The following is a 20,495-nucleotide window of genomic DNA, read 5'->3' as shown; positions in this document are numbered from 1 at the left end:
GGAGAAGCCTTCAGCACCCATCCAAACGAACCGTTACTCCATTTCAAGCTCCGCAGGGACGCCCGAAAACCGTCCCTGCGGGCGATAAAACAGTATTTTCTTACAAACATTCCATGAATCGATTTGCTACGGTTTTTCTTGCCGGTTTATTCCTTGTCGGGCTCGCGTCTAGCGCGGCCTGGTGTCAGAAGGATGGGGTTAACTGGAAGAAAGTCAAGGTGTTGGTCTACACCAAAAACGGAAAAGGCTACGTTCACGACAACATTCCCTTTGCTGCGAAGAGCATTCAGAAACTAGGGGAGGAGCACGGTTTTAAAGTGGATGTGTCGGACCAGCCGACGGTTTTTACGGAAGATAACCTCAGGCAGTACACACTGCTGGTCTTTCCCAGTACGAACAACGACGTTTTCGACACCGATGAGCAGCGGCTTTCATTCCGGCGCTACATCGAAGCCGGGGGTGGGTTTGTGGGCGTTCACTCGGTAACGGGGACCGAGCGGAACTGGACCTGGTTCAAGCGGATGATTGGCGGGACTTTTGCCTGGCATCCCAAGTTTCAGAAGTTCAAAACGCACGTAATCGACACCAAGCATCCATCGATGCAGGGAATTCCGAAAGTTTGGGAGAAAGAGGATGAGTTTTACTTTACCAAAGAAATGTCGCCCGGACCAACGGTGGTGATGGCCCACGATCTGACCACCCTCAACGGCGAAGAATCCGAAAAAGTGAAGATGTTCGGCGGTTCCTTTACGCAACTGTATCCGGCAGCCTGGTACTACAACTTCGACGGGGGCTTTACCTGGTGTACGACGCTCGGGCACGATAAAAAAGACTATTCCGAACCGTTGTTCATGAATCATATTTTTCAGGGAATCCGCTACATCGCCAGCCAGGTCAAAAAGATCGATTTCAGTAAAGCGTACGCCGATTCGAGAGACACCCCGCTGCGGGATAATTAAAACCGCTAGTCTTCCATCAGTTTCAGAATATCCTGCCAAACGGCATCGGCACTGCTGGGTCGTTTGGCATTCAAATCCGCCATCTGCCCTTTTTTGTCGATCAGGATGTACCTTGGGATACTCTGAACACCAAAATACTGCACGATCCGCGACCGCCAGCCCCCTTTCGACCAACCTTGCTCGCCGGGTAGCTGGTGCGTTTTCAAGGCATTTTTCCAGTTAACTTCTGAATCGTCGATGGAGATATACAGAAACGCTACTTTCTCCAACTGCTTCTTGCTCAGTCGTTCGTAGAGTTTTTTGGAATGCGGAATTTCGCCGATGCAGGGACCGCACCAACTGGCCCAAATATCCAGATAAACCACTTTGCCTTTAAAATCGTCGAGCGTGACGGATTCGCCATTTTGATTTAAAAACGAGAAAACAGCCGGGTCGACCGGTTTCTTTTTGGCCGCAGCCACCTCCGGTTTTGGATCCTCTTTTCGGGCCATCACGTCGCCACAGCGGGCTTGGACCAGATCCGTGTACGCCGTCGAATTGGGCGTAGCGGTTAAGGCCGCAAATACGTCACGCACGGAGGACGGAGTGGCTTTTTCGCAATTATCGAGCAGAAGCCGCGCCAGGGCATACTGATAGGGCTTGCCCGTCAGCACCTGACGGGCAAAACCGGCTTTTTCCGGCAGCATTTTGTGAAGGTCGTTCGGCGTGTATTTGGCAAAATTCCGGCTTTTGGAATTGGAATACGTCACGTAATAGAGCAGAAAATTCCGGTAGGGTTCGGCCGTCAGGGCGGCTTCATCGTTGACCTTCGTTTCATCCAGCCCTTCCAGCATCACCGCGGGCAGCGACGGCACGGTTTGCTGCGAAGCCTGGGCATTTGTCCGAACGATGGGCCAGGCCAGGAGCAGGTGCCAGTAATTCCAGCGAATGCAGTTATCGACGTACTTTTTGAAGGAGTCAGAAAACTGAGCCGCCTGCGGATGCTCCTTATAAAAGGCCAGCTGGGCTTTTCGGGCCGTAAACAGATTCATTTCCCATCCGTCGACTCCCATCGTTTGGGCCCTGGCATACTGGGCTGTCGCGTCGAAATCTGCTTTGAACTTTTCGTTGAACTCGTTCAGGAAACCGTGTTCGGCTGCCGCCGTAAACAGGGTTTCGGGTTTTGGACCCGGGTAACTATCCTGCGGGAAGGCCTTCACCAGCCACTGGGTGGAAAATAGAAAGAAGAGAGCGATTTTTTTCATGATTCTTTATTGAGTAGACAAGCAAATAACATTCCAAACCGGACAGAGAACGCCCGGGCTCCTGGTCTTATTTGATTACGTACTGGTAAATCAGGCCGGAAACGCTGGCCAGCGTTTCGGTTGCCGCTGCGTCATCCTTCATTTCCTTTGAGAGCAGGACCAGAACGTATTTGTGGCCATCGGGCAGATAAACAATGCCGGAGTCGTGACGAACCGTAGCAAAAGAACCGCTTTTGTGGGCCACTTTCACCTCTTTCGGCAGTTTGGCCGGAATAACGGAGCTGAAATGTTGATCCAGTAAAACCTTGATCATCGCTTCCGATGCTTCCGGACTGACGGCTTTCCCGGTGGCAATTTTTTCGAAAATCACCAGTAAATCGTAAGCCGTTGTGGTGTTATTGAGTCCTTTTTGAAAGGCTTTGGTATCTTCCACGCCCCGCCGGATCTGTATATCTTTTGCACCCAGATCGCGCATGGTTTGTGTCACATTCCGGGCTTCCACAAGGTCGATAATGAGGTTGGTAGCCAGATTGCTACTCAGTATAATCATGTCATACATGAGCCCATAAAGCGTGCGTTTGGTGCCCACTTTTTTATAAATCAGGGTGTCACTATCGTCCGACGCTTTCAGACTGAACGGGCTTCCGTCGACGATGCTTTTAAATTCATTTTTGACCAGAACCGAATCCGAAAGTGAAAGCCGGTGTTGGGCGGCTTGTTTAAAAACCTCGATCATGACCGGTGTTTTCATGGTGCTGGCGGCATGGAATTCTTCGCGTTCACGGATGAAAAGCTGCTCGCCGGTGCTTAAATCTTTGAAGGCCACCGCAAACCGGCCCGGCTGTTTGGCCAGTTCGGCTTCGATCTGCCGGCGTAATTGGGCGAGCGCCGGTTTTGATTGGGCGAAGGAGGGGAGTCCATTACCTAAAAAAAGGAAAAGATAAGTACTTAGTAGAATGATTTTATTTTTTTGAAAAACCATAAGCTGATTTACTATAGATGGGGAATTTAGTTGCCTTTTTTTTGTTTACCTCTACGGAAGTGAATCCTGTTCGGGCCGTCGATGAAAGCGGTTGAGGTTGATTAGTCGATTCGCAGCGGCAATTTATTTAAAAGTTAGCTCATACCGGTCCTCGGTGAAGAATATCCATTGAATCGCCGACCTGAGCGTTCTGGAGAACATTCAAATTAATCTTGAAAATAGTACTATTCTCAAGTGACCTTTTGCCATTAATTCGTCCAAGTTGAAAAAGCTTTTCCTCCGGCACTGAAAAAAGGGCCGATTGGGCGGTATTCGTAATGGTACTTTTAGAACAAATAACGGACAAACTATGTCTTTTTACTGTAATTTATTGCTTTCATGTAGTTTAACCTAAAACTTTAATCATATGGTTAAAATAATCAGTTAATTTTTTGTTTCTTATTTTTCCAGCAACCACCTTTGTGCCATGATAGTAAGTTTTTGTGATCGCGGGCCTGAGGAGCAGATTAAGGAAGCAGCCAAAAAAGTCTTTCTGGAAAAAGGATTTGATGGCGCTACAATGAAAGAAATTGCCCATTCTGCCGGCATGAACAGTGCTCTTACCCACTATTATTTTCGTAGTAAGGAGCGATTGTTCTGGCTGGTTTTTGAAGGTTTGTTAAAAGAACTGATGGATGGAATGCAGTATACACTGGACATGCCCACTAGTTTGAGGGAGAAAATCGGAGATATTGTGGAGCAGCAATACCAGTTTCACCGGAAAAATCCTTCGCTGGTGTTATTCCTGATGAGCGAAGCACAGCGGGATCCGGTTGGGTTGTTCGAAAAAATGGGAGCGCGACCTGCCCTGAAGGATTCGTATTTTTTCAAACAGGTGGAAGAAGCCATTCAATTGAACCTGATTCGTCCTGTTTCACCAATCGTTCTTTTATCCATCGTATTCTCCAGCATTAAGCAGGTATTTGCCGGAAAAGCCTTGCAAATGCATTTGTTTAATCTGGATGAAGCCGGCTTTGCCGCCTATCTGGAAGAATATAAAAATATATCGATAACCATGTTACTGAATTATCTGTATAAACAATGAGCTTTTTTTAATTTGATTTTAATCAATCGTTTTAATTGATCGCTTAAGCCTTTGAAATTGCTCTTTCTTACAAAATTACCGGAATTAATGGCCGTACAATCGAATCAGGAAGGCGTTTTGGGCAACATAAACTATAATAGAAACTTATTGGTTTACTCAGCAATTGATAAATAACCAAGTGATGACCGGAGCGTGAACATTTTGACACCAAACAATTCATGAGCAAAAAACTTCATACCAAAGTCGCTGCATTTAAAGATGTAGCGGTTGCAAAAGCAAAAGGGATTTATCCCTACTTCCGGCCGATTGAGTCCGGACAGGATACCGAAGTCATTATCGGAGGAAAACGCGTCCTCATGTTTGGCTCGAATTCGTACCTGGGTCTTACCAATCATCCCGTTATTAAAGAGGCTTCTAAACGGGCCATTGAAAAATACGGTACCGGTTGTGCCGGTTCCCGGTTTCTCAATGGAACGCTCGACATCCATGAGGAACTGGAAGAAAAACTGGCGGCCTACACCGGTAAACAAGCCGCGGTTTTGTTTAGCACTGGCTATCAGGCCAATCTGGGGGCTTTGTCGTGCCTGACGGGGCGCAATGATTACCTGATTCTGGATGAAAGTAACCACGCTTCCATCATTGACGGGTGTCGTTTGTCTTTTTCCAAGGTGATCAAATACGCCCACAATGACATGAATGACCTCTGGAAGAAGCTGAGTCAGCTGCCGGAGGACGGGATTAAACTGATCGCTACCGACGGGGTTTTCAGTATGGAAGGCGATATCGCCAAATTACCGCTGTTGAATCAGATCGCCACCGAATTCGATGCTTCCGTCTTGGTCGACGACGCCCACGGTCTGGGAGTTATCGGGCATATGGGTGCGGGAACGGCGTCACACTTCGGACTGACTGATACGACGGATCTGATCATGGGGACGTTCAGCAAATCGCTGGCTTCGCTGGGGGGCTTTATTGCCAGTGATATGGAAACGATCAATTACCTCCGGCACCGGGCCCGTTCGCTAATTTTTAGCGCGAGTATGACGCCAGCCGCTGCCGCCAGCACCCTGGCCGCACTCGAGATCATCCAGTCGGAGCCGGAACACATTCAGCGGTTGTGGGAAAATACCCGGTATGCGAAAGAATTACTGCTGGCGAATGGTTTCGATTTAGGAGCCAGCGAGAGCCCGATACTACCGGTATATATTCGGAATAACGAGCATACCTTTCTGATTACCACCATTTTGCAGGAAGAAGGCGTGTTTGTAAACCCCGTGGTTTCACCGGCTGTGCCTCCTCAGGATTCGCTGATCCGGTTGTCGATGATGGCCACCCACACCTTTGCCCAGATTGAAGAAGCGGTTGATAAGCTGGCCCGGGCCTACCGGAAAGTTAATCATATGCCCCTAACCGAAAGTGTATGAAACAGGTCGTGCCCGTAAGCTCGAAAAAGGAGTTAACCCAGTTTATTGACTTTCCCCATAGTTTGTATCAGAACGATCCAAACTATGTTCCGGAGATTTTTATCGGACAGCGGGATCTGTTGACCCCCGGTAAACACCCTTTTTACGAGCATTCACAGGTCCAACTGTTTCTGGCTTATTCTGATCGGACGATAACCGGGCGAATTGCCGCCATCCATAACCGGAACTATAAGGCGTTTACGAATACGAACGATGGTTTTTTCGGTTTTTTTGATTGCATCGATGACCAGGAAACCGCGAATCTTTTGTTTAAAGCCGCAGCGGACTGGCTTCAGAAGCAGGGATTGACCAGCGTAATGGGCCCGGCCAACCCCACCACCAATGATGTTTGTGGCTTGCTGGTGGATGGATTTGACCGCCCGCCCCTCGCCATGATGCCTTACAATGCTCCCTACTATGAAACACTCCTACTCAATGCCGGTCTTCGCAAGAAGATCGATTTGCTGGCCTACGAACTGAATGTTGCCACGGCTAATGAACGATCACTCCGACTCCAGGAAGCACTGGAAAACCGCCTGAAACGCAGTGGAATTGTGATTCGGAAAGTGAACCTGAGCGATTTCAAGAACGAGGTACCCAAAATTCGGGAAGTGTATAATACCGCCTGGGATAAAAATCTGGGGTTCGTTCCGATGACGGATGCGGAGTTCGATTACCTGGCGAAAGATCTGAAACTGATTCTGGACCCGAATTTCTGTCTGGTCGCCGAAAAAGGAGATAAAGTGGTCGGGTTTATCCTGGGAATTCCCGATATCAACCAGATCCAGATCAAAATGAAGCGGGGGCGGCTTTTTCCGACTGGAATTTTCAAGCTGCTTCTGCAAAAAAAGAATATTACGCGCATCCGGGTTTTGACCCTGGGCGTGCTCGAAGGGTACCGTAAACTCGGTATTGAAGCGTGTCTGTACGCGTCGGTGATTAAAAATACCTACGGCACCAAAATTACGGGAGGAGAATGCTCCTGGATGCTGGAAGATAATTACCTGATGAATCACGCCATCGAACAGATCAATGGCGTATTGTATAAGCGGTACAGGTTGTTCGAAAAAGAACTATGAAAGATCGGGTTTTGATTACCGGAGCTAGTGGATTTATTGGCTATCATTTGGTTCAGGCGGCTCAAAAAGCCGGTTTGGAAGTCCATGCGGCTGTACGTCGCACCAGCGACCTCACGCAACTGAACGAATTGAGTCCGGTCCTGGTCTATCCTGATTTTAGTTCAAAAGAAACCCTGAAACGAACCCTGGAGGAAGGAAATTACCGCTATATCATTCATGCTGCCGGAGCAACGCGGGCAAAAAATTTAAAAGCCTATAATTTAATCAATGCCGACTATACGCTGAATCTGGCTCAGGCGGCCTCGGCAACCTCCACACCGGTGAAGCGATTTATCTTTATGAGCAGCCTGGCCGCTGTGGGGCCCTTATCGTATCAGGAAGAACAGCCCATAACGGAAACCACCCTGCCCATACCCGTCACCAGTTACGGAAAAAGTAAACTGCTGGCTGAACACTACCTGGGAGAATTGAAGGAAAAGGGCCTGCCCATCACCATTATCCGGCCAACGGCGGTGTATGGCCCCCGCGAAAAGGATCTGTTTATCCTGTTTAAAACCTTGCAAAAAGGGCTGGATCTATACATCGGCAAAAAACCGCAGCGATTGAGCTTCGTGTATGTAAAAGATCTGGTTTCGGCGACTATGGCGGCCCTGTTTCAGAAACAAAACCAAAACCGGGTGTATAACATATCGGACGGAGGAGCCTACAGCCGGTATACGCTGGCGAATTTGTTCCGGAACTTGAGCGGGAAGCACCCGTTTCGCTTTCATCTGCCCGTCAGTATGATGGAAGTGGTGGCCGGGCTGCTGGATGTCGGGTATACGTTTTCAGGGACCGCTCCTGTCCTGAACCGGGAAAAAATCAGGGAGCTGACTGCACCGAATTGGGTCTGTAGCATCGAAGCCGCCCGTGCGGAATTGAACTACCAGCCACAGTATGACTTGTCGAAGGGATTGGCCGAAACACTTCAATGGTATCGGGAAAATAAATGGCTGTAACACGACGAAAAGAGACATCCCACCAGATGGAAGCAATTAAGGGCTGAGGAAAACCGAAGCCAACACGAACATGTTAAAATCACTCATCACACACGTAACGCTACTGCTCGGCATTGCCCTACTTTCTTTGGGTAGATCAATGGCACAATCAACGCAGGTAAAAGGCGTGATTACGGACGCCAGAACCGGCGAAACACTGCCTTTTGTCAGTGTAATTATACCGGGTACTACGCAGGGTACATCGGCCGATGTTGACGGCAAGTACGTTATAGCGGTACCGGCCACCCATTCCCGCATCAAGTTTACCTATGTGGGCTATCAAAGCATTGAAAAACCCGTAACGCAGGGTGCGGAGCAGGTGATCAATATAAAAATGAGCGTGGATGCCACCATGTTGACGGAAGTAACCGTGAAAGGGAAAAGCCGGTATCGCAACCGCGACAATCCGGCGGTTCAGCTCATTCGTCAGGTGATCGACAACAAGGAGAAAAATCAGGCGGGTAATTATGCCACCGTAGAATATGAGCAATACGAAAAAATCTCGCTGGCACTGAGCAATCTTTCGGAAAACTTTCGGAGCAAGCGCATTTTTCGCAACTATCAGTTTCTGTTCACCGATCCGGATTCGACCGACCAGGACGGGAAAAGCCGCTTACCGGCTTACATGGAAGAAAAACTTTCCCAGTTTTACATCCGCAAAAACCCGGCCACGAAAAAGCAATGGGTGAAGGCCAATCGCCGGGCCGAATTCGATCCGCGGTTCATTGATAACAAGGGGCTGAGCAAATATTTTAACCGGCTTTACGCAGACATCAACATCTACGACAACAACCTGTTCATCGCCACGAATATGTTGTTGAGCCCGATTGCCAATACCGCTCCGACTTTTTATAAATATTTTATTCGCGACACGATTAAAACGCAGACGCCCTGGCTTATCGAACTGGGTTTTGTGCCCCGAAACAAAACCGACCTGCTGTTTGAAGGAAAACTCTTTGTGACGCTGGACGGGAATTTTGGCGTTCAGAATGCGTATCTGACGGTTAATAAGGACATTAATCTCAACTACCTGCGTGATCTGGAAGCGCGGATTGAATTTGAGAAAAGCATCGACGGGCGCTATCACCTGAGTAAAACAACGTTGGGGATCGAATTTGCCCTCGGTGAAAATACACCCGGGATTTTCGGGCAGCGGGTGGTGAATTTGAAAAACTACGAAATCAATACGACCCGACCTGACAGCGTATATGCCGGACCGTTAGTAGAAATGGTCGATAATCCTGATGAAAGGCAAAACGAGGCCTACTGGAACCTGATTCGACCCATTCCGCTGGAGAAATCGGAATCGGTGATTTACAAAAACGTCGATACCCTGCAGACCATTCCTTCGTTCCGTCGGACGATGAGTTACGCGACGCTTCTGATTGCGGGTTACAAAACGGTGGGACCCCTGGAGATCGGGCCGGTCAACACGTTCTACAGCTTCAACCCGGTCGAGGGCTTCCGGCTGCGATTCGGGGGCCGAACCACCACGGAGTTCAGCAAACGGATGTATTTTGAGACCTACGCGGCCTACGGTTTCAAGGACGAGAAGTGGAAGTATTTTTTAAGCGGGACCTATTCGCTCAACAACAAGTCGGTCTATAGTTTTCCTCTGAAGTACGTCCGCGCCAGTTTCCAGCGTGATACCAAAATACCGGGGCAGGATTTGCAGTTTGTTCAGGAAGATAATTTCCTGCTGTCGTTCAAACGCGGACAGAATAACCGCTGGTTATACAATGACATTTACCGGATAGAATACATCAGTGAGTTTGAAAACCACTTCTCGTATAAACTCGGCTTTACGCAGTGGAACCAGCGTCCGGCCGGCATCCTGCAGTACATTCCGGTTGCTCAGGAAGGAAACCTGCCCACAAATACCGATTTGAACAACACCGAATTGAATATTGAGCTGCGGTATGCTCCCAATGAGCAGTTCTACCAGGGAAAACTATACCGCACTCCGCTTTTTAACAAATACCCCATTTTTACAGTGCGGTATGGCGCCGGACTGAAGGGTTTTCTGGGCGGAGAAAATCAGTATCATAATTTCAATGCCAACATCTTTAAGCGCGCCTACCTGTCCCAGTTCGGTTACATGGATTTGACGGCGGAAGGCGGGTATGTGATCGGCAAAAACATTCCTTTTCCGCTGCTCACGATTCATCGGGCCAACCAAACGTACGCGTATCAGTTAAACTCCTATAACCTGATGAATTTTCTGGAATTTGTCAGCGATCACTATGCGAGCATCAACGTCCAGTATTATATGAACGGTTTTCTGTTCAATAAAATACCGCTGCTGAAAAAACTGAAATTGCGTGAGGTGTTCAGCTTTAAAGCGCTCGCCGGTGGGTTGCGGGATGAAAACAATCCCGATAAACGGGCGTCGGTATACCGGTTCCCCGTCGATGAACAGGGAAAAACGATTAGCTATGCCCTGGGAAATGTCCCCTATATGGAAGGGAGCATCGGGGTGGCAAATATTTTCAAAATTCTGCGGCTGGATCTGGTAAAGCGTTTCAATTACCTGAACCATCCTAATGTGGCAGAGTGGGGAATTCGGGGACGGTTCCGGTTTGATTTTTAATGAGTTGTTTTTTAAACGGAGGAGTATGAATTACGCGATCATTGCGGCAGGAGAGGGGTCCCGGCTGGCCCGGGAAGGAATTACGCTGCCAAAGCCGATGGTGAGTCTAAACGGACAGATGCTGATCGATCGGTTGATTGGCATTTTTATGGATACCAATCCGGAATCCATCCGGGTGATCATCAATGAAGATTCCGACCCCCTGGCGGAGCATTTACTGGCGTTGAGCGAAACGCTTCCTATTGCTGTGGTCCGCCAATCGACGCCCAGTTCCTTGCACAGTTTTCATGAACTGTTGAAAACCATGCCTGCTGTCGACGCACTGTGTCTGGCCACCACGGATACGGTTTTTAAAGAAGACGAATTCAGGGCCTTCATCACGGAGTTTGAACGACGTCCTGAACTCGACGGTCTGATGGCCGTCACCACCTTTGTCGATGATGAAAGCCCGCTGTTTGTCACGGTGGATGCTACCCAGGCCATTGTGGCGTTTACCGATAAAAATACCACGGACACACCCTATATATCCGGTGGCGTGTATGCGCTGAGGAAAAAAGCACTGGAGGCCGTGGGTCAGGTTGTCGAAAGCGGCAACAGCCGGATGCGGAATTTTCAGCGCTACCTGCTGGAAAAAGAACTGGCGATCCAGGCTTATCCGTTCGCAAAAATTGTGGATGTGGATCACGTGCGGGATATTGAAACGGCGGAGCTTTTTTTAAGCGAGGCCAACTAAAACACCTATTGACGTCTACAGCTCCGGCTGGAAACTTAAAGTTTATTACCTTGGAAGTACTTGGAGTTCAGAGAAACCGGAAATTTTCACCAAATCACATCGGGAATGATGATGCTATTTTTTCACTAACCGCTCAGGCGCTTGAAAAACTGGGATGCCACGTTCGCCTGTGTTGTGAAGATGACTTTTTTAAGCAAGATGAAACCCCCGAACGCTACATCTTCACGATGGCCCGACAGAAAGCGGTGGTCAAAAAGCTGCAAACGGTCGAATCCGACGGAAAAATTGTGGTCAATTCGGGATTTGGAATTGAAAACGCCTTTCGTATCAATATGCATAAGGCGCTGTTAGGTAGTAATATACCGGTTCCGGAAAGCGTCATTGTGTCTACGGCAGAAGCGGGCGAAAGCGTTTTTGATCAGCTACCCGGTAAGGGATACTGGATCAAGCGGGGCGATTTTCACGCGATTCACAAGGAAGACGTCACGTTTGTGTCGAACCCGCGGGAAGGCAAGGAAATGCTGCGGGAGTATGCCTTGCGTGATATTTCGGATGTGCTGATTTCGCAGCATCTGGTTGGTGACCTGGTGAAATTTTACGGGGTGTTGGGCAGTGATTTCTTCTTCTGGTTTTATCCGTATGAACATAATCACCACAAGTATGTTGATTACGAACAGATCAATGGCAAATCCCTCCATCATCCATTCGATCAGGCGGAGCTACTGAAGGTTGCCTCGGCCTCGGCCACTGCGCTGGGAATCGATATTTACGGTGGCGATGCCATTGTGGGAAAAGACGGATCGTTTCACGTAATCGATCTGAACGACTGGCCCAGTTTTGCGCCCTGTCGTCAGGAGGCTGCCGCGCCGATTGCCGCAGTGATTTTTCAGAAATTTACCCAAACCGCGTCATGAATACAGTGACAAAAAGCCCCTCCGGGCCGGAAACCGCGGAAAATACCCGCACTTCATTTGAAAGTACCCTGAAATCGTCGGACACCGAAGAAACCATCGATATCTGGTTTTACCGGCCCATTGGGTACCAGATCGCGCGGTTTTGCGCCCGCGTAGGCATCACCCCCAATCCCGTTACCATCGTCAGTATATTCTTTGGGGTAGCCGCCGGTATTCTTTTTTATTACCAGGAACTTTGGATCAACGTCATCGGGATGCTGCTGCTGGTCTTTGCCAATTCGCTCGACAGTGCCGATGGGCAGCTGGCGCGCATGACCAACAACAAAAGCCGTCTGGGGCGCATTCTGGACGGTGCCGCCGGTGATTTCTGGTTTATTTCCATTCACATTGCCATTTGTTTGCGGAGCCAGAACGAAGGCTGGTCGGCGCTGATCTGGGTTCCGGGGGTGGTCGCCGGAATTTCGCACGTAATCCAGTCGGCAATGGCCGATTATTACCGCAACGTCCACCTGTTTTTTATCAAGGGAACCTCGGGTAGTGAGCTCGACAACAGCCGGGATTTGCAGAAAGAATACGATCAGCTTACGTGGGGCCGCCATTTTGGCCAGAAACTGGTGGCACGCACGTATTTGAATTACACCAAATTGCAGGAAAGCTTTTCACCGAACCTGCAAAAATTGCTGGCGGTTGTTCGGCAGAAATACCACCTGGGTTTACCCCAAACTCTGGTCGATGATTTTCGGGTAAAAAACCGCCCGTTGATGAAATATACCAACATTATCCAGTTCAATACCCGGGTTTTGTTTCTGTTCTTATGGCTGTTCATCGACCAGGCGTGGATCTATTTTTTCTTCGACATTTTTGTTTTGAACCCCATTCTGATTTACATGTGTGTGAAGCAGGAAGGCGTTAGCCGTCATTTTTACCAGAAGATTACCAGCGAACGTGAAAATCAGTACCCAACACTATAGGACGCTATTTTTTATCCTGGGAATCCTAACCCTGGGCTACATGCTGTACGTCATGGGGCTGGGTGTGATCTGGCTCAATATCACCAAAACGGGGGTCTGGTTTATTCCGGTGGTGGGTAGCTGGCTGCTGATTTACGGCCTGAATGCGCTGGCTTTCAACGCCATCATTCAGGACCCGGAATTGCCGGAGAGCAAGCTGCCTTTCCGCTCGATCCTGCGACTCACCATCACCGGCTACGCCATCAATTACATTACTCCCTTTGTGGCGCTGGGTGGTGAGCCCTACCGGATTCTGGAATTAAAACCCGCGCTGGGCGTTCAGAAAGCCACGTCTTCGGTGTTGCTCTACAGCCTGATGCACATGTTTTCGCACATCATTTTCTGGCTGGTTTCGATTGGCCTGATTGTCGGGTTTTTACCCTTGACCAAACCGCTCCTGCTGGGTTGTGCCGTTTTGGCGCTGGCTGGTTTAACGCTGGCGTACTGGTTTATACGGGTTTATAAAAAAGGATTTACGGTAAGTACATTTCAGTTTCTGGAAAAAATACCGCTGGTAAAAAAGAAAGCAAAGGCGTTTGCCCGTGAGAAAGCGGAGTCTCTGGCAGAAATCGACCAACAGATCCGGGTGTTGTATGCCGACCGAAAACCGCGGTTTTATGTGTCTCTGGGGCTGGAATTTGTGGCCCGCGTGATTGGGTGTCTGGAGATTTATTTTACAGCCCGCGCACTCGATCTGGATATGTCACTGGTGCAATCCCTGATTGTCAGTTCGGGGTCTTCGCTGTTTGCCAACCTGGTTTTCTTCTCGCCCATGCAACTCGGTACGCGCGAGGGTGGCCTGGCGCTGGCCTTGAAATGGGTCGGATTTCCGGCTGCTGCCGGGCTATTCATCGGGGTAGTCATGCGCATCCGGGAACTGGTCTGGATTCTGATCGGGCTGGTATTGTTGCGAATAACCCGGGCCAAAACCGTGTCTGAGCCTGCCGAACTGGTTACGAACGATTGATTTTACGGATTGATGACGATGATAAAAGGCGTATTATTGGATTATGGCGGCACGATTGATACCAACGGCTTGCATTGGGGTGGAGTTTTGTGGGCGGGTTATCAAAAATACCGGGTACCTGTCGATAAAGCTGCTTTTTCCAAAGCGTATTCGTTTGGCGAACGGGCGCTGGCAATCCATCCGATTGTGAAGCCGGAACATTCCTTTTACGAGGTTCTGTATCTGAAAATTGAACAGCAGTTCGCCTATTTGACCGACAATGGGTATACGGTCGACAAGCGGGACATTGCAACGGTTGCTGCGGATTGCAATGCGTTTGCGCAGCGTACGGTAGAAAAAGCCAAACCGGTTTTGACCAAACTGGCGGACCGCTATCCCCTGGTGATGGTGTCGAATTTTTACGGAAATCTGAACACGGTCCTCACGGATTTTGGTATTCGGTCCTGTTTTAAAACCGTCGTCGAATCGGCCGTGGTGGGCATCCGGAAACCTGATCCGGAAATTTACCGGCTCGGCGTCACACAGTTGCAACTTCCCGCCGAAAACTGCGTGGTCGTTGGCGACTCGTATTCCAAAGATATCCGACCGGGTAAAGCGGCCGGCTGCCAAACCGTCTGGTTGAACGTTGCCGGCTGGGAAGAAACCAACCGGACCAGTGACCCATTTTCGGAGGCCGATGCGGAGTTAACCGATTTCGCCCAGCTTCCTGAATTGCTCACCCGGTTAAATGGGTAAAACCGGCTTGCCCGGAATGATGACAAAGAAGTTTACGACACCAAGATTTTAAGAACCATGTATGATATCTGCACCATCGGACACATTACGCTCGACAAAGTTGTAACCGATCAATTGGTAAAGTTTATGCCGGGAGGTACGTCTTTCTATTTCTCGAAAGCGCTCCGGAATTTCGATGTTAACTATGTGCTGGTGACGGCTTTAGCCGCTAAAGAGAGTGCCGTTGTGGATGACATTCGTCACGACGGCATCGATGTGTGGGCCTTGCCCAGCGAGCATACCGTCTATTTCGAGAACATTTACAAATCCAACCAGGATCATCGCGAGCAGAATGTACACCACACCGCGGCTTCGTTTACCCTTGCCGGCATGCCGCCCGTCGAGGCCCGAATTTTTCATTTAGGCCCCTTGCTATCGGACGATATTTCGGTGGAACTGGTGCAATCATTGGCCCGGAAAGGAACGGTTTCGCTCGATATTCAGGGCTATTTGCGGTATGTAAAAGCAAAAAAAGTGTTCTACCGCGATTGGGTGGCCAAAAAAGAAGCCTTACCGTCTGTTACTATTCTGAAAGCCAACGAGTTTGAAATGGAAGTGATTACCGGAACCAGTGATGTGCGGGACGGAGCCCGGTACCTGGCTGATCTGGGCGTTCGGGAAGTGATCATTACGCTGGGGAGCAAAGGGTCGATTGTCTATACCGGCGATCAGTTTTATACCATTCCGGCCTTCACGCCCTCGGGTATTGTCGATGCCACCGGTTGCGGAGATACCTACATGGCGGGCTATTTGTGGAAAAAAACGCAAGGCGCTTCCGTGCAGGAAGCCGGGGAATTTGGTGCCGCCATGGCTACGCTCAAAATTGAATCGTCGGGCCCGTTCTCCGGAACTCCCGAAACGGTAGAAAACATTTTGAAACACAGCCGGTTAGGTAAAGCAGGAAACAGAGTCGTAGTGCCTACTTTTTAATTGATTAAAAGAGGCTGGAATTCATTTGGAAAGGTATGAAAAAGGCTGTCATTTGTATTGTTGCCATTGCTTCCTTGCTGGTTGCCTTTAAAGGTAGTTTAGCCCCGGAACGGAATCGGCTTACATCATTGAGTAATCCGGATACCTTTCCGGTTCCCCGCAACATTCCCGGTCTTCTGTTTTATATTCAGCGCGATCCGAATACCAATACGATTTGCTACGAATTAAATACGGACGATCAGGGGAAACTGCAGAAAAATAGTCCGGTTCATGTTTTCTGGATTCGATATCCGGAAGGAGGGAAGCGCAAAGATTTAAACTTTATTCAGCGCAAATTTGCGTACGGAATAAATGTCAAATCGGTCGGAAATGATTCGTACGAACTGCGATCCGTAGCGTATTCAAAACTGCCGATGGTGCTCCGGAAAGATGCGAACAACCAATACCATGTTTATACGGATATTGATCGAAAAAACTGTCAGTTAAGCCGAATTTTTATTCGCATCGATGGGGGAACATTTTGGTCTCCCAATGTGGTTTATATTGAGTTGAAAGGCGTTGATCCGGCTACCGGAAAAACGATTGTGCAGCGAATAAAACCATCGTAGTTATGGCTAAAAATTATGTCTCCAATTCACAGGAATCTACCCGAATGTTTAAAAGTGATCTTCTGGAAAGTTTATCAAAAGTCGCCTACTGGGTTCCACTTGTCATTTACGTTCCCGTCATTGTTTTTTTTAGTTATTACGCCATAGGGGTCAGTAAACTTCCAATCTGGGTATTCAGCGTGCTGGTAATTGCGGGCCTTATCGTCTGGACCCTGACGGAATACGTGCTACACCGGTTTGTTTTTCATTTCGAACCCAGGGGAAGCATCGGCCGGAAAATCCATTTTATTTTTCACGGTGTGCATCATGACTTTCCCAACGATGCAAAACGACTGGTTATGCCACCATCGGTGAGTATTCCGCTGGCCACCGGATTTTATTTTCTGTTTTATTCTTTCCTTCCCGCTACGTATAACTACGCTTTTTTCGTCGGGTTCATTGCCGGTTATCTGGTTTATGATATGATGCACTATGCCCTTCATCATCATACCTTTAAAAGCGAGTTTATGAAAAGGATAAAAAAGCACCACATGCAGCATCACTATGCTGATCCAACGCACGGATACGGGGTTAGTTCCGACTTCTGGGACCGTATTTTTAGATCCGGTTTTGAAAAACAAAAAGCCTCGTAAACTCGTGTGCCGAACCGGCGGTTCGGACGGACGCCTTTTCGTCTTTTTGGTCGAAACAATTTTATCTTCTCAAAATACGAAGTACATTTCGTAAACTGAAAGATCGTTTTGTTACGATGACCAATCTTGAAATTGTTTTAATTTTGATGGCGATTCTGGCTGCTCTGGCGTCAGTAACCCAAAAATTAAGAATACCGTACCCCATTTTGTTAGTGATTGCCGGGCTGGTGCTGGGCTTCATTCCCAGCATACCGGACATCCATCTGGAGTCAGAAGTCGTCTTTTTGATCTTTCTGCCGCCCTTGCTTTATGAAGCGGCCGGAAACATTTCGTGGCACGAATTCAAGGCCTACCGACGCCCGATCGGGTTGCTGGCGGTTTGGCTGGTTTTCCTGACGACCGTCGCCGTTGCCGTGGTGGCTCATGAATTCATCCCCGGTTTTACCTGGCCGCTGGCGTTTGTGCTGGGCGCCATTATCTCCCCGCCCGATGCCGTTGCCGCCACCAGCGCCACCCGCGGCCTGGGCCTTCCCAAACGGTTGATTACGATTCTGGAGGGCGAAAGTCTGGTGAATGATGCGTCGGCCTTGATCGCCTACCGGTATGCCGTGGCGGCAGTAACCAGCGGCAGTTTTGTACTTTGGCAGGCTGGCCTGCAATTTTTGATCGTAGCGCTGGGCGGAATCGCCATTGGAATTGCCATTGGCTACTTATTCAGTCACATCCATAACAAGCTCGAAAACCCCACGGTGGCCACCACCATAACCTTGTTACTGCCTTTTCTGGCGTATCTGGCCGCCGAACACCTGGGTACCTCCGGTGTGCTGGCGGTGGTTTCGGCGGGTTTGTATCTGTCCTGGAATTCGTACGAAATCTATTCGTTTCAAACCCGGATGCAAATCAACGGGTTTTGGAATATTTTAATTTTTCTTCTGAACGGTTTCGTTTTTATTCTGATCGGTTCCCAATTGCCGGTTATTCTTAAAACCATTGGTAATGAGTCGCTGACGCTGTTGATTGGCTACGGGTTACTCATCAGTTTTGTGGCTATCGTTACGCGTATAATCTGGATTTTTCCGCTGGCTTATATCTACGCTTTACTCGATCGTCGAAAAAAAAATCTTCACCGGTTTAGCCCCAACGAACTGTTCATCACGTCCTGGGCCGGCATGCGGGGCGTTGTTTCGCTGGCAACGGCGCTGGCCTTGCCGGTAACCCTGAGCAACGGGCATTCTTTTCCGATGCGGAACGAAATTCTGTTTATTTCCTTCATGGTGATTTTTGTCACGCTGGTGCTGCAGGGACTGACCTTACCCTTCTTTATTCGGCGGCTCAACGTGCAGGAACCGATGGAAAAAACCGTGCTGGAGGAAAAGAAAATCCGCCTTGCCATCACTACCAGTTCGATCACCTTTATTGAAGGAGAACTTTCCATGAATCTGCACGATGAGGTTTTGAGTGAGTTGAAAACCCGGTTTGAGCAGCAGACCAATTACCTGAACGGGGTTTTGCGAGTGGATGAAAAACCCAAAAAGGGAGATGTCCTAAAAGCGCCCAATTTTTTTAAAGAGTTCGTGGAGAGTGAGTTAGCCATTGTCAACCACCAGCGGGCTTTGATTATCCAATGGCACAAAGAGGGCCGGTACAGTGAAGAATCCATCCGCCGGATCGAACAGGAACTGGACATTCGGAGCCTCAGTCTGCAAACGCAATTGCACCGGCTAAGCCCGGTTGAAAGTTAACTGCCCGCCAGGACTCCAGCGATGGCGGGAGCCCTGGCGGATCGGCTTCCTTAGTGAAACCCAAACAGGAACGGAAACAGAAAGGTAACGATACTTGTCCACAGGCCGTAAAGGGGCAGGTAAAATGCCATGGATTTTCCCACATCGGTGCTATCCGCCTTCTTTAAAAGTACCCGGAAAAGTTGCCCCGCTACTACCAAAAGATTGATTAATATTAACACATTGCCGCCCAGAACCGCAGCCCGGTTGGGCGTAATTCCCCATTCTGAAATCCGGAACAGGATGGCCGACAGCGCAATGCCATTGACCAGTATGGTAAGAACCGATAGCAGAAAAAGAACCCAGATTTCCGTCGGGGTTTTGGTTGTCTTCGATGTTTCCGCAATGGAAAAAAAGATGATGGCCATAACGCCAATTAATAACGCATTGAAAATCAGTAAAAACTCCCGATCGTTGTAAGGATCTTTGCCCGAATACACCATGGCGATCAGATAAATTGCCAGCATTACCAATACCAGCGGACTGAATAGCTTGGCAATTACCGGCGAAACTTTTCCTACTAACTGCGGATTGGTCTGCGTAAGGTAGGTGCCCACTACTGGTGCCGCGGCAAGCCCGAAAATGCCAACATAATCGAAATAAACCTGTTCAATATTAAAGCCGATCAGCTTGAAAAGACCGATGGTTATTCCGGTCATAATACCACCCGCAATCAGAATTAAGGTGGTCATAACGACCAGATCGCCGTTATACCGTAAATAACCCAGCCGCTTCTCAACGTCCGTTTTTACCTCACCAACAAAAGAAAAACCGGTTATTGACCACAGAAACAAGACTAGATGCAGGCACGATAAAAGTAAGGTGTCGCTCTTCTTACCATCAGGAAAGAAATTGATAAATAGTAGGCCGGCAAGCATTGCGCCAGCTATAAAAGCCGTTTTACCGGTTGATAATTTGTTCTTCCAGGCGAAGTAACCTGCCAACACCGGAAATATAATAAAACCACAATTGCGGGAATAAAAATACTCCTCGTTGATCGATAAAAATACCGGTAGCTTGGCAATGAGACCTGCCACTAGCGAAGCAATAAACACCCAGACCAGTTCCCGGCGGGTGCCCCAGTTGATCTCGTCGCTTTCGTAATTCAGCCTCTCATTCCAGAAATCGGCGAGGATGTTGCCTTTGATGGTCGGGTAGAGTGTACTGAATTCCCGTTTAAAAGGCACCTTGTTGGTTCGGTACATCTTTTCGAGTTGCCTGGGGTCGTTCAGATGGGTCAGTATTTCGTCTCTCATGAATTGATAGGGTAACGTTTTAGTGGTAAGTGTTTCATTATTAGCTATTTAGGGTGAACTAATTCCACAGCGTACCGTTCAGTCCCAGAACCGTGCCTATCCACAGCACAAAGAGGTAGCCAAGCAAGCCCAAAACCAGGGCCGCTATTTTCTTCCAGCCACCCTGGTACCGCAGATGATCCATCAAGTAATAGAAAACGCCACCCGCAGCACCGGCTATCGGTACGACCAGGAGCGGTTTGATCATCCAGAATTTCCCCCAGGCGGGGTTAGGATTTTTGACGCCAAGCAGAAAAACCACAATTAGAAGGAAAGCAATTCCTGCGCCCTGCAGCATTCGTGTGCCAACCGAAACCGGATGAACGGGCCTTGTTGATAAATGCGTTTTCGTTGCCATAACCTGTTCACTTTATAAGGTATAAAATAGATAATTACGGATTTCACTATAAACC

Annotated in this window: 19 protein-coding genes; 15 read left to right on the top strand and 4 right to left on the bottom strand. The window is 48.8% G+C overall.

The annotated features are described in order from the left end of the window. Positions 1 to 113: 113 nt before the first annotated feature. Positions 114 to 959, top strand: coding sequence for a ThuA domain-containing protein (locus tag EHT87_RS06415; RefSeq protein WP_124904968.1), 846 nt, complete (start codon positions 114 to 116; stop codon positions 957 to 959). A 5-nt stretch (positions 960 to 964) separates the two neighbouring features. On the opposite strand, the gene EHT87_RS06410 is transcribed toward EHT87_RS06415, so the two are convergent. Together EHT87_RS06410 and EHT87_RS06405 are read right to left on the bottom strand one after the other, a co-directional pair. Continuing rightward, a complete protein-coding gene (locus tag EHT87_RS06410; protein WP_124904966.1) occupies positions 965 to 2,203 on the bottom strand; it encodes a TlpA family protein disulfide reductase in 1,239 nt (412 codons plus the stop codon). Between the two features lie 67 nt (positions 2,204 to 2,270). After that, positions 2,271 to 3,185 carry a serine hydrolase gene (locus EHT87_RS06405; protein ID WP_124904964.1) on the bottom strand — a complete coding sequence of 305 codons (915 nt, stop codon included), beginning with the start codon at positions 3,183 to 3,185 and terminating at the stop codon, positions 2,271 to 2,273. A gap of 466 nt (positions 3,186 to 3,651) precedes the next feature. Between EHT87_RS06405 and EHT87_RS06400 the strand changes: the two genes are divergently transcribed. From EHT87_RS06400 to EHT87_RS06335, 14 genes are all read left to right on the top strand, one after another. Beyond that, positions 3,652 to 4,269, top strand: a complete 618-nt coding sequence (locus EHT87_RS06400; protein ID WP_124904962.1) for a TetR/AcrR family transcriptional regulator — start codon at positions 3,652 to 3,654, stop codon at positions 4,267 to 4,269. A 218-nt stretch (positions 4,270 to 4,487) separates the two neighbouring features. Further along, entirely contained in the window at positions 4,488 to 5,693 is a 1,206-nt protein-coding gene (gene spt, locus EHT87_RS06395) for a serine palmitoyltransferase (RefSeq protein WP_124904960.1), read from the top strand. Further along, positions 5,690 to 6,811, top strand: coding sequence for a GNAT family N-acetyltransferase (locus EHT87_RS06390; protein ID WP_124904958.1), 1,122 nt, complete (start codon positions 5,690 to 5,692; stop codon positions 6,809 to 6,811). Before spt ends, EHT87_RS06390 begins: the two co-directional genes overlap by 4 nt. Beyond that, positions 6,808 to 7,809: an NAD-dependent epimerase/dehydratase family protein gene (locus EHT87_RS06385; RefSeq protein WP_124904956.1), complete on the top strand. Its 1,002-nt coding sequence runs from the start codon at positions 6,808 to 6,810 to the stop codon at positions 7,807 to 7,809. Before EHT87_RS06390 ends, EHT87_RS06385 begins: the two co-directional genes overlap by 4 nt. A gap of 139 nt (positions 7,810 to 7,948) precedes the next feature. Continuing rightward, positions 7,949 to 10,438, top strand: a complete 2,490-nt coding sequence (locus tag EHT87_RS06380; RefSeq protein ID WP_229320872.1) for a DUF5686 and carboxypeptidase-like regulatory domain-containing protein — start codon at positions 7,949 to 7,951, stop codon at positions 10,436 to 10,438. A gap of 25 nt (positions 10,439 to 10,463) precedes the next feature. Next, entirely contained in the window at positions 10,464 to 11,171 is a 708-nt protein-coding gene (locus EHT87_RS06375; protein WP_124904952.1) for an NTP transferase domain-containing protein, read from the top strand. 50 nt (positions 11,172 to 11,221) lie between these two features. Beyond that, positions 11,222 to 12,085, top strand: a complete 864-nt coding sequence (locus tag EHT87_RS06370) for an ATP-grasp domain-containing protein (protein ID WP_229320871.1) — start codon at positions 11,222 to 11,224, stop codon at positions 12,083 to 12,085. Continuing rightward, positions 12,082 to 13,056, top strand: a complete 975-nt coding sequence (locus EHT87_RS06365) for a CDP-alcohol phosphatidyltransferase family protein (RefSeq protein ID WP_124904950.1) — start codon at positions 12,082 to 12,084, stop codon at positions 13,054 to 13,056. The genes EHT87_RS06370 and EHT87_RS06365 overlap by 4 nt, the downstream gene beginning before the upstream one ends. Continuing rightward, complete coding sequence (locus EHT87_RS06360) at positions 13,031 to 14,062, top strand: lysylphosphatidylglycerol synthase transmembrane domain-containing protein (protein ID WP_262707739.1); 1,032 nt, start codon at positions 13,031 to 13,033, stop codon at positions 14,060 to 14,062. Before EHT87_RS06365 ends, EHT87_RS06360 begins: the two co-directional genes overlap by 26 nt. Before the next feature lie 18 nt (positions 14,063 to 14,080). Further along, positions 14,081 to 14,797 carry an HAD family hydrolase gene (locus EHT87_RS06355; protein ID WP_124904948.1) on the top strand — a complete coding sequence of 239 codons (717 nt, stop codon included), beginning with the start codon at positions 14,081 to 14,083 and terminating at the stop codon, positions 14,795 to 14,797. A 57-nt stretch (positions 14,798 to 14,854) separates the two neighbouring features. Continuing rightward, the gene (locus EHT87_RS06350; protein WP_185716149.1) at positions 14,855 to 15,766 is read left to right on the top strand and encodes a PfkB family carbohydrate kinase; all 912 of its coding nucleotides are present in this window, start codon (positions 14,855 to 14,857) and stop codon (positions 15,764 to 15,766) included. Between the two features lie 35 nt (positions 15,767 to 15,801). After that, the gene (locus EHT87_RS06345; RefSeq protein ID WP_124904944.1) at positions 15,802 to 16,374 is read left to right on the top strand and encodes a DUF4833 domain-containing protein; all 573 of its coding nucleotides are present in this window, start codon (positions 15,802 to 15,804) and stop codon (positions 16,372 to 16,374) included. A 2-nt stretch (positions 16,375 to 16,376) separates the two neighbouring features. After that, positions 16,377 to 17,006, top strand: coding sequence for a sterol desaturase family protein (locus EHT87_RS06340; RefSeq protein ID WP_124904942.1), 630 nt, complete (start codon positions 16,377 to 16,379; stop codon positions 17,004 to 17,006). Positions 17,007 to 17,122: 116 nt separating this feature from the next. Beyond that, positions 17,123 to 18,748, top strand: a complete 1,626-nt coding sequence (locus tag EHT87_RS06335) for a Na+/H+ antiporter (RefSeq protein ID WP_124904940.1) — start codon at positions 17,123 to 17,125, stop codon at positions 18,746 to 18,748. A 50-nt stretch (positions 18,749 to 18,798) separates the two neighbouring features. On the opposite strand, the gene EHT87_RS06330 is transcribed toward EHT87_RS06335, so the two are convergent. Further along, positions 18,799 to 20,043 (bottom strand): hypothetical protein, encoded by a 1,245-nt coding sequence (locus EHT87_RS06330; protein ID WP_124904938.1) that lies wholly within the window; start codon positions 20,041 to 20,043, stop codon positions 18,799 to 18,801. A gap of 58 nt (positions 20,044 to 20,101) precedes the next feature. Then, on the bottom strand, positions 20,102 to 20,440 hold the full coding sequence (locus EHT87_RS06325) for a potassium transporter KefB (protein ID WP_124904936.1): 339 nt from the start codon (positions 20,438 to 20,440) through the stop codon (positions 20,102 to 20,104). Between the last annotated feature and the right edge of the window lie 55 nt (positions 20,441 to 20,495).

It is taken from the genome of Larkinella knui (assembly GCF_003858645.1).
In the GTDB taxonomy this organism is placed as follows: Bacteria; Bacteroidota; Bacteroidia; order Cytophagales; family Spirosomataceae; genus Larkinella; species Larkinella knui.
Note: the sequence above shows the minus strand (reverse complement) of the source record. Positions and strands in the feature narration are given on the sequence as shown.